We start from the raw sequence: 7,926 nt of genomic DNA, 5'->3' as shown, positions 1-7,926 counted from the left end.
TTAAGGAAATGCCACATATAGGAGAAATATACAATGAATTTCATCCTAAAGGTTTAGAAGTTTTAGGAATATCTTATGATAGAAAGGAAACTAAATGGCGTAATTTTTTAAAGAAAAATGAGTATGTTGTTTGGGATCAGGCTTCATCATTAAAGGAATGGAATTGTCCATCTGCAAAAGTATTTTCAGTAAATACAATACCAGAAACTATCTTAATAGATAAAAATGGGGTAATTGCCGCTAGAGGACTTAAAGGTGATAAACTTAAAGCAAAAATTAAAGAATTACTTGCGGTAGAGTAATTTATACTATTGAGATATGTCGATAATAATAGAAATTTTATTTTGAAAAGTCTTTGTTTGGAGAAATAAAGGAAATCTAAGTCACCAGTTTATACATAAGTAAATACAATTAACACATATTTTATTACTCCATCAAATGAAAAAAACAATATTAAGTTTAGCATTAGTTTTAAGTCTAATGGCTTGTAAAAAAGAAACTCCTGTAGACTATGCTTTATTTTCTGCTAAAATTGAAAATCTCGATGCCAAAGAAGTGACCTTAGTAAAATCAGATCAATCCTTTAGTAAAAAAATTGTTATAGAATCAAATGGAACTTTTACCGATACGATTAAAACGCCCCCAGGACTTTACTTGTTTACTGTAGGCAAAAACAGAACTAATGTGTATTTAGATACTGGGAGTGCCATTAATATTACAGTAAACGCTAAAAATTTCAATAAAAGTTTTGATGTTTCTGGCAAGGGTGCAGAGACTACTAATTATATTCTTTATAAGAATAAAATGATTTCAGAACGAAAAGGAAAGGGTATGGATGTTTATACGTTAGAAGAAGGTAACTTTAAAAGTAAATTTAAAGAAATAAACCAAACCTTAAATGCTAAGTTAGATACCGCAAAAGGGATTCCACCTGCTTTTAAAGCTCTAGAAAAACGCAATCTTAATTACGAATATTTAAATGAATTAGAGCGTTATGCTGGTGGTTATCATAGACAATGGGCTAAAAAAAGAGGGTATAAACCTTCCGAAGGTTTTTTAGCAGAATTAAAAGGCGTGGATTTGGATAATGGAGTTGATTTCCAATTTTCTAGTGCTTATAAAGAGATGGTAAACCGTTATTATAATAAACAAATATATGCTTTAAGTAGAGCTGATACTATTGAATATGGTCTTCAAGCGATTACAGTATATGCTACCATTCCAAACCAAACGATTAAAAACGAACTTATTTTTAAAAAAGCAGAATATGATTTATATCAAACCATAGATTTTGAGAAATTCTATGAACTTTTTATAAATGCTTCAACAAATGAAGAAAACAATGCTAAAATCACTAAAATTTACAACGAATTAAAAAAAGTAAATAAAGGGCAACCATCCCCTAAATTTATTGATTATAAAAAGCATTCGGGAGGAACCCTATCGCTAGATGATCTTAAAGGGACATATATTTATATAGATGTTTGGGCAACTTGGTGTGTACCTTGTATTAAAGAAATACCAGACTTAAAGCGTATAGAAAAAGCATATCATGGTAAAAATATAAGCTTCTTGAGTATTTCTGTCGATAATTCTAAAGATTATGATAAGTGGAAAAAAATGGTGGTAGATAAAAATCTTGGCGGTATTCAGGTGATTGCAGATAATGCCTTCGATTCACAATTTATATTAGATTATATTATTAAATCAATCCCACGTTTTATATTGATTGATCCAAACGGTGTAATCGTTACACAAAATGCACCAAAACCATCAGACCCTAAATTAATAGATTTATTTAACGAGTTACATATTTAAATTAATGCAAGTACTATTGAGAAGTTTTACGCTTTTAAAATAGTGTTTATTGAATTACAAAACGCCTTTATTATTAAACAAAATAGAACAATCAATAAAATGAAAAACAAAACAAGTACTTTAATAATCGTCAAGACTTCTATCCTTTTAATTTTTCTTTTTTTTAATCAAATAAATCTTAATACTCAAGAAGAGAATCAATCTGTTTTTACAAGCACTTCTTTTGATGATTCTAATTCTAAAACTTTTGAGTTAGAAAAGAGAATTCAAAAGATATATAAAAAAGTATTAAAAAGTACGGTTACTATAAATAATAATGCTACAGGTGTTTTAATTTCTAAAGATGGATATATTTTAACAGCTGGTCATGTAGTGTTAATTGCTGAAAAAAAAGAAATTAGTATTACTATGAGTGATGGTTCAACATACAGTGCAACACCCCTAGGGAAAGATATTAAAGGAGATTATGCTCTTTTAAAAATAATTGAGAAAGGCACTTGGGACTATTTAGAGTTAGGCTCATCATCTAATTTAGGAAACGATGAAGCCTGCTTAATGTTTGGGCATTCTAACGGGTATCAATCAGATAGACCTGCTTTAATGAGAATTGGTTTTTATAAGGGAACGAAAGAGTTGGGATACCTAAAAACAAGTTGTATTATGATGCCTGGAGATTCTGGAGGGCCTTTGGTAGATTTAAATGGTAAAGTAATAGGTCTTTGTAGCCATATTGCACCTTCTATGGAAGATAATTTTTATACCCCTATTGATCCAGTAAAAGAAAATTGGACTAAATTAACTAACGGAGAAACTTTTAATTTAAAAAACCCACAAGAACCTCAATTTCCTGAAAATAATGATGTTACTCCTCCATCAATCATAGGAAAACCTTTTTCACTAGAGGGAGGTAAAGAATATTTAATTAATAACATTGCCAAATCGGCAAAGAACATTCATAAATCTGTTGTAAAAATTAAAAGTACTATAAACGATAAGGAAATAAAAACGTATGGAACTATTATTAATTCTAAAGGATATATTGTAGCTAAAGCATCTCAAGTAAATAAAGATAAAATAACTTGTGAGTTGTATAATGGAACAACTACTTCTGCAAAAATAATAGGAATTGATAAGTCTAATGATTTAATTGTTCTTCAAATAGCATCAAAAAAAATAACGGCCATCAATATTCCTAAAAAAACAGATACAAGTGTTGGAAAACTAATAGGAGCTGCTAGTTTTAAGGAAGACATCAAATATTCTGGAGTTATTAGTGCTCCTGTTAGAAAAATTTCTGCAGAAGCACCTTCACATGGATTTTTAGGAGCTGCTCTTACTTTTTCAAATAAAGTTTTTGTTATTTTCGATGGTGGTGCAGCAATGTTAGGAGGGTTAAAAAGAGGGGATGTTATTATTAAATTTGATGATACAAAAATTGAAAGTAGTGACGATCGTATTTCTTTTTTAGAAACAACTAGGGTTAATCAAAAATTAAAAGTTACCGTTTTAAGAGAAGGAAAAGAAGAAATAGTACACGTTACATTGTTAAAAGAAGACCCTAAAAGAATAAGAAAGAGACATATTGCCTACGATATTGATATAAGTGATCGTAAAAGTGATTTTACTCAAGCATTTACGCACGATATGCCTATAGAAGTTTATGAAAGCGGAACACCAGTAGTAGATATTAATGGCAATGTTATTGGTATAAATATAGCTAAAGAAAATAGAACGACTTCTTTTGCTATTCCTATAAATATTGTTTTAGAAACTGTTGAGAAAATAGACTCACTATATTTAACTGGAAAGTAAGAAGAAAGATTCTAAATTAACCTAACTTCTATGATATAAGAATAAGCCTATTTTAGGTGTGAAGGCCAATATTATAAGGTGTTTGTCTCCTCGAGCGCAGTCGAGAGGTTTTTAAATTAAAATTATCAATAAAAATAAGGTCTCGACTGCGCTCGACCAGACATATAAAAAGTATTTGATAATTTTTGTCATGTACTATATGTACTAAATAATATTATGAACTTTAATGGTTCATAACTCACAAAGCAGCAAAAAAATGTGTAAAAACAAAAAACACTGTTAATCGTAAAATTAACAGTGTTTTTATTATAATCTATTTCTAGGTTCGTCGGGGTGTTTTAACGACGAATTATTTTATACTTTTATAGAACAACCAATAGCTTTGGTTTCCTTTAGTTCGACCTCTTTACCAGAGAGTAACGCATCAACAGCATTCTCTACATATTTCACTTTTACTCCCGACGGGTTTCTTGGGCTATCATCAATAGCTCCAATATATTTCACGACGTTTCCTTTTTTTGTTTTTTCTAGTATATATATGTGTGGTGTTTTTGTAGCACCAAACTTAGGATACACTTTTTGTCCTTCGTCCATTAAATAAGGAAATGTAAAACCTTTTTCTTTAGCTCGTTTTTTCATAGCTTCCATATTATCGCCCGGTTTCACATCCGTATTATTAGGCATTATGGCAATTACCGGATATCCTTTTTCCGTATACTTTTTATCCAGTTCTACAAGCCTATCTTCATAAGCTACAGCAAATGGGCAGGTATTACAAGTAAATGTAACAATGAATCCTTTAGCATCTTTATAATCTGATAAGGAAACCATTTTTCCATCTATGTTCTTTAATGAAAAATCTTCGGCTACGTCTCCTACTTTATAGCCACCAAAATCAGAGTTATTCATTGTAAAAGCACTTATGCACAAAATAAGTACTAAGGCAGACATTAATTTAATCGTTTTTTTCATAATCTTTTTAATTTAAAAATTGTTTTAATTCAGTTTCTAATTCATCATAAGTAAATGATTGCTCGAAAAATTTACTGCTATCATTTTTATATATAATGGTAGCTGGAATCGCTCCAGACCAATCTTTATTCACTTTTGGTATCCAAGTATTCATATCATCGTCATTTAATGCTATAACTTTAGATTTTAAGCCTCTTTTTTTAATAAACGGTTTTAGTTTAGACTCATATAAATGAGGAAAATCTAAACTTATTAAAATAACTTCGACATTTTTATCTCTGTACTCTGAATTTAATTTTTCAAAATAAGGTAGTTCTTTTACACAAGGAGCACACCAAGTCGCCCAAAAATTAATAACATATATTTTATCGTCTTTCTTGTTTAAGAATTTCTCAATGCCTTCATAATCATAAATTTCTAATGCAATGTTTTTAACATCAATGCTATTGTCAACTTTGTTCTTATCAATATCTGTGCTTTCTGCAACAGTTTTTTTCTCTTGCTTGCAACTTGTTATTATCAATATTGCAACAATAAGCAGTTTTAGTTTCATAGCTTTAAAATTAATTAATACTTCATTATATATATTATAGTTTAACAAAGTTTTATATAAAAAATGTTTTAAACTATTGTGTATTACTATTTTCATTTATATATTTGAACCAACAAAAAGAGTAAAATGAACACAATTTTAAATAATACTTGGTGGTGGAGCTTCAAAAACTTACGTTCGTGAAGAAACCCTAGTATATTTAAAACTTAAAATATCAAAAAAGGCTTGTCATTCACGACAAGCCTTTTTTAATGCTTATTTTAATAATAAAGATTAATTAAGATTTCTGTTGTAGTTTACCTTGTGCGAAAACGAAAGATGGAAATAACATAAAACTGTTTATGACAAAATATAATTTATACACGTATTACAAAAAAATTCTGGCAGACACCATTACACCAGTAAGTATCTATTTAAAAATTAGAGACAAATACCCTAATAGTATTTTACTTGAAAGTAGTGATTACCGTGCCAACGATAATAGTTTTTCTTATATCTGCTTTAACCCTATAGCTTCCATTAAGGTTGAAAATGAAGTTATTAGTCAAACTTTCCCCGATGGAAGCACGTTAGAAAAACCAATAACAGAGACTATTGATGTTTCTGAAGAAATACATCAATTCACAAAACGATTTGATGCTAATTCGGATACCGAATTTAAGTTTATAAACAATGGTATTTTTGGTTATATCGCTTATGATGCTGTAAAGTATTTTGAAGATATTGATATTTCAAAAAAAGAAGACTCAATACATATTCCAGACGCCTATTATTCGGTATACCAGAATATTATTGCTATAAATCATCATAAAAATGAAGCTTATATTTTTGCGCATTGTTATAATACAGACAGCAATATTGATGAAATAGATCATCTCATTAAAGTTAAAAACTTTGCCTCTTACAAATTCTCTTCTAAAGGAGAAATTACCTCAAATTTAACCGATAATGAATATAAAAACCATGTAGAGTTAGCTAAAAAACACTGTGCACGAGGCGATGTATTTCAATTGGTCTTATCAAAAAGCTTTGCTCAAGAATTTAAAGGCGACGAGTTTAATGTTTACCGTGCTTTACGAAGCATAAACCCTTCTCCTTATCTGTTTTATTTTGATTATGGAAGCTTTAAAATTTTTGGAAGTTCGCCAGAAGCACAACTCATTGTAAGTGATGGGAAAGCCGAAATTCACCCCATAGCAGGAACCTTTAAGCGTACAGGTAACGATTCTAAAGATGCCGAATTAGCAAAACAATTGGTAAAAGATGACAAAGAAAATGCAGAACATGTCATGCTGGTCGATTTGGCAAGAAACGATTTAAGCAGACACGGAAGCCATGTTACCGTAGACACTTATAGAGAAGTTCAATTTTTCTCGCATGTTATTCATTTAGTAAGTAAAGTTACGGGGCAAAAACATGAAGACACCTCAACCATGCAAGTGGTTGCCGACACGTTCCCCGCAGGCACTTTAAGTGGTGCACCAAAGCATAGAGCCATGCAACTTATTGAACAATACGAAAAAACAAGCCGTTCGTTTTACGGCGGCGCTATCGGTTTTATGGATTTTAAAGGTAATTTTAATCACGCCATTATGATAAGAACCTTTTTAAGTAAAAATCACAAATTACATTGGCAGGCAGGAGCAGGATTGGTTTCAAAATCTAATTCAGAAAATGAACTGCAAGAAGTATATAATAAATTAGGGGCTTTAACGAAAGCTATTGAATTGGCAGAGGAGATTTAAAATTATGACGTTACCACAAGGGTCGGGCTTTCCGCTATATCTTTTGCAGAAAAAGCAAAAGGATGCCGCTTCAATCCCTAACGCAAATTAGTCAGCAGTGTTCAGTAGCAGTTGGCAGTAACAGAAAAATGAAGATTAAAAATAAAGTCTAGAAAACATTCGTGTATTCGTGGCAAAAAAAAATAAAAATGACAAAAGTATTAGTAATAGACAACTACGACAGTTTTACATACAATTTAGTTCACTATCTAGAAGATTTAAATTGCGATGTAACCGTTGTAAGAAATGATAAATTGGTTTTAGAAGATGTAGAGCCTTACGATAAAATTGTATTATCCCCAGGGCCAGGTATTCCAGATGAAGCAGGTTTATTAAAACCAATTATCGAAAAATACGCACCCATTAAAAGTATTTTAGGTGTTTGTTTGGGGCAACAAGCCATTGGTGAAGTGTTTGGTGGGTCTTTAATTAACTTAGATGAAGTATATCATGGGGTTTCAACAAATGTAACCATTAGTGTTGATGACGAACCTATATTTAAGGGCTTAGATAAAAACATAGAAGTTGGACGCTATCACTCTTGGGTGGTTAATCCCGATTTACCAGATAGCCTAGAAGCAACATCGTTTGACGAAAACGGACAGGTAATGTCGCTACGTCATAAAGTCTATGATGTAAAAGGCGTGCAATACCACCCAGAATCGGTATTAACACCTAACGGAAAAAAAATATTGGAAAACTGGCTTAATAGTTAACAGTAAAACAGTAGCAGTAGGCAGTGCTTACTCAATTGAAAAAACTATAATTAAAAATGAAACAATGAAATTTAAATTGAACTTGAATTTTTGACTTGGTTTATCCTGAGCATTGTTGAAGGGTTTTGTTGTCAGTTCGAGACTCGTGTTAAAATTTAACTAGCGTAAGCAATGACGTAGTCGAAATGATAGTTCCATTGTCCTCCTGAGCGCAGTCGAAGGACTTGTTAGTTATTACCTTTAAAGCGTTTCGACTTTAGTTTATGCTGAG

General features: G+C 30.9%; 7 protein-coding genes. 5 read left to right on the top strand and 2 right to left on the bottom strand.

The features are described 5' to 3' along the window. The 3 genes from Q4Q35_RS08650 to Q4Q35_RS08640 all read left to right on the top strand — a co-directional run. Positions 1 to 302, top strand: a 302-nt coding sequence (locus tag Q4Q35_RS08650) for a TlpA family protein disulfide reductase (protein ID WP_303277570.1), incomplete at its 5' end; no start/stop codon positions are given. A gap of 136 nt (positions 303 to 438) precedes the next feature. Further along, positions 439 to 1,818, top strand: coding sequence for a TlpA family protein disulfide reductase (locus Q4Q35_RS08645; protein WP_303277569.1), 1,380 nt, complete (start codon positions 439 to 441; stop codon positions 1,816 to 1,818). Positions 1,819 to 1,917: 99 nt separating this feature from the next. Further along, a complete protein-coding gene (locus Q4Q35_RS08640; RefSeq protein WP_303277568.1) occupies positions 1,918 to 3,630 on the top strand; it encodes a trypsin-like peptidase domain-containing protein in 1,713 nt (570 codons plus the stop codon). Between the two features lie 354 nt (positions 3,631 to 3,984). On the opposite strand, the gene Q4Q35_RS08635 is transcribed toward Q4Q35_RS08640, so the two are convergent. Further along, positions 3,985 to 4,602, bottom strand: coding sequence for a thioredoxin family protein (locus Q4Q35_RS08635; protein WP_303277567.1), 618 nt, complete (start codon positions 4,600 to 4,602; stop codon positions 3,985 to 3,987). Between the two features lie 7 nt (positions 4,603 to 4,609). Beyond that, positions 4,610 to 5,155 carry a TlpA disulfide reductase family protein gene (locus Q4Q35_RS08630; protein ID WP_303277566.1) on the bottom strand — a complete coding sequence of 182 codons (546 nt, stop codon included), beginning with the start codon at positions 5,153 to 5,155 and terminating at the stop codon, positions 4,610 to 4,612. 341 nt (positions 5,156 to 5,496) lie between these two features. On the opposite strand from Q4Q35_RS08630, the gene Q4Q35_RS08625 reads away from it, so the two are divergent. Together Q4Q35_RS08625 and Q4Q35_RS08620 are read left to right on the top strand one after the other, a co-directional pair. After that, on the top strand, positions 5,497 to 6,900 hold the full coding sequence (locus tag Q4Q35_RS08625) for an anthranilate synthase component I family protein (RefSeq protein ID WP_303277565.1): 1,404 nt from the start codon (positions 5,497 to 5,499) through the stop codon (positions 6,898 to 6,900). Positions 6,901 to 7,088: 188 nt separating this feature from the next. Further along, complete coding sequence (locus Q4Q35_RS08620; protein ID WP_303277564.1) at positions 7,089 to 7,655, top strand: anthranilate synthase component II; 567 nt, start codon at positions 7,089 to 7,091, stop codon at positions 7,653 to 7,655. The last annotated feature ends 271 nt before the right edge of the window (positions 7,656 to 7,926 follow it).

The sequence above is a fragment of the Flavivirga aquimarina genome, from assembly GCF_030540835.1.
Lineage (GTDB): Bacteria > Bacteroidota > Bacteroidia > Flavobacteriales > Flavobacteriaceae > Flavivirga > Flavivirga aquimarina.
The sequence above is the reverse complement of the archived record's forward strand: the minus strand, read 5'-3'. Positions and strand labels throughout refer to the sequence as shown.